At 40.4% G+C, this 2083-nt stretch carries 2 protein-coding genes; both read left to right on the top strand.

The genetic code is table 11. From position 1 onward, the window contains the following. Window positions 1-237 (top strand): hypothetical protein (locus MHN30_RS23675; protein ID WP_239361305.1); only part of this gene is annotated, 237 nt, incomplete at its 5' end. Window positions 238-629: 392 nt separating this feature from the next. Next, window positions 630-1628 (top strand): hypothetical protein, encoded by a 999-nt coding sequence (locus MHN30_RS23670; protein WP_239361303.1) that lies wholly within the window; start codon window positions 630-632, stop codon window positions 1626-1628. Window positions 1629-2083 lie beyond the last annotated feature (455 nt).

Raw genomic sequence — 2083 nt, 5'->3', positions numbered from 1 at the left:
GGTGTATACAAATACCGCGTGGGAGAGAAGGCACAAGGGCGCGAATACATCAAAGAGGCCGAGGTAGCACCTCATCAAGAGCCCGGATATAAGCACGCAATCACACCAATAATGCTAAAAATGGCTTATACAATTGGAGGAGTCCATATAAGCGGCTTCACGCCGCGATCCCTTATAGCGGCGAATAACTGTGACTTCACACCAAATCTCTACGTAAGTCGCCATTTATGGCGATAAATAATGTGCCTCTCCGATATTGCCTTGCCGGCGAAGCGACAAAAGGTACAGTTGAAGGCTGGATTTAAAAACAAGTCGCGACATAAAGTCGCTGCTACGAATTGTTCGTAGCCTTAAATGGCAACTATCAAAAGATCGCGGCGTGAAGCCGCTTCTACACGGTTTAGTTAAAATAGAAGAGCTTGGTCATTTGGTTGTCGTGGGCGATACCTTGACCTTGTTGCGTGTGTGCACTTTTGCCTTAATGTAATTTAAAGTTTCTAATTCATAACTAATGCTTATTTTTATAGGTACAGGCCTCAAATAACCTGTATTATGCACTCTTTGATTTTTTGTGGTGAAAACTCTGACTCAACCACTTGATTATACTTTTGAAAATTGAAGGTGAAATAATGTTAAAAAGGAATTTTGCACGCTTTAAAGTCGCTTTTGTGTCTTTACTTGTATTAAATCTTGGGATTGTTAGTGTCGCTTCGGCTAATGATAATACGGCATTAGAAAGCGTGGTTACAGACGCTAACTTTTTAAAATGTTTGCAAGAAAGTGGCTATAAAACAGTAGGGGAGGTGATTGAAATACGCTGTCGTGACTACGGAATTACCTCGGCCAAAGGACTTAGGCATTTTAGCAACTTAAAAAAATTAATCTTAAGTAATGAAGGTGATAGCTTTATTGTGGGTGAAATTGGCGGTATCACTAGCAGACCTGCCGCTAAGAAAAAGCCAAATCAACTGATAGAAATCGACATAAGTCACAACACACAACTTTTTATGGTTGATTTGAGCCAAAATAACCTAACCAGTATTGATGTTAGTAAGAACGCAAAACTAAAGACTGTAATGCTTAGTGGTAATAAGCTCTCAAAAGTCGATGTAAGTAATAACAGTGAGCTTGAATGGCTAGATGCAGAAGATAACAAGCTGACAGGCGAATTCACGCTTGTAAATCCCGAGCTGTATCGACTTAACCTGTCAGGTAATAAGCTCACAAAAGTGAATATGCCGAGTGGTATTCGTGACCTTGAACTTGCTAATAATCAGTTAGAAAGTCTAGATTTAAGTAAGCTCAAGGTGCTCAGCGAACTAAATCTAGATGCGAACCAATTTAGCTCTTTAGACATAAGCCATAATAAGAACCTAGCTGCACTATACGCTGGCAACAACCGCTTAAACACTATCGATTTAACAGCTAACTCCAAGCTTGAAATACTTTTTTTGCCGAATAATAAACTCAAAAAGATAGACTTGCGCAAACAGGTAAGTTTAATAGAGCTAAACCTTCTAAATAACTCACTAAAAATAGTTGATGTAAGCAAAAGTGAAGACCTAGAATTCTTTGAACACGACAATAGTGTTGAGTGCATAGGCGCTGGTTGTGAAATGGGTTTTTAAGGGGATTGACCGTTGTTGGCGAGTTAGTAAGAGCATAGCTGTTTATGATTTAAGCTCTCTTATTGAACGTCGGCAAGGCGACATGAGGTAAAGTTGAAGGCTGGACTCAAAAAACAAGTCGCGACATAAAGTCGCTGCTACAAATTGTTTGTAGCCGCTGGCAAGCATCTAAAGATCGCGGCGTGAAGCCGCTCCTACTTGCTTTAGTTAAAATAGATGAGCCAAGGGTTTGTAGGTCGCGCTTGAGCGCGACTTAGCAAATATTGAAAAGCCGCCCTTTGCAAAAAGGGCGGCTTTTTTGTGGGTGTGGATTTGGTGAAGACACGTATTTGGCTCTTTTCTTGGTTTGTGGGAGATGTATGGACTCCTCCCCCTTAACGGGAGAGTACGGTATAAAGATATTGCAAAACACTTTTACCAAATAAGGAGTCCATACATGACACAGTCTAATTTAA

The sequence above is a fragment of the Pseudoalteromonas sp. OF7H-1 genome, from assembly GCF_022347825.1.
GTDB lineage: Bacteria > Pseudomonadota > Gammaproteobacteria > Enterobacterales > Alteromonadaceae > Pseudoalteromonas > Pseudoalteromonas maricaloris.
This window is presented reverse-complemented; position numbering and strand designations above follow the sequence as displayed.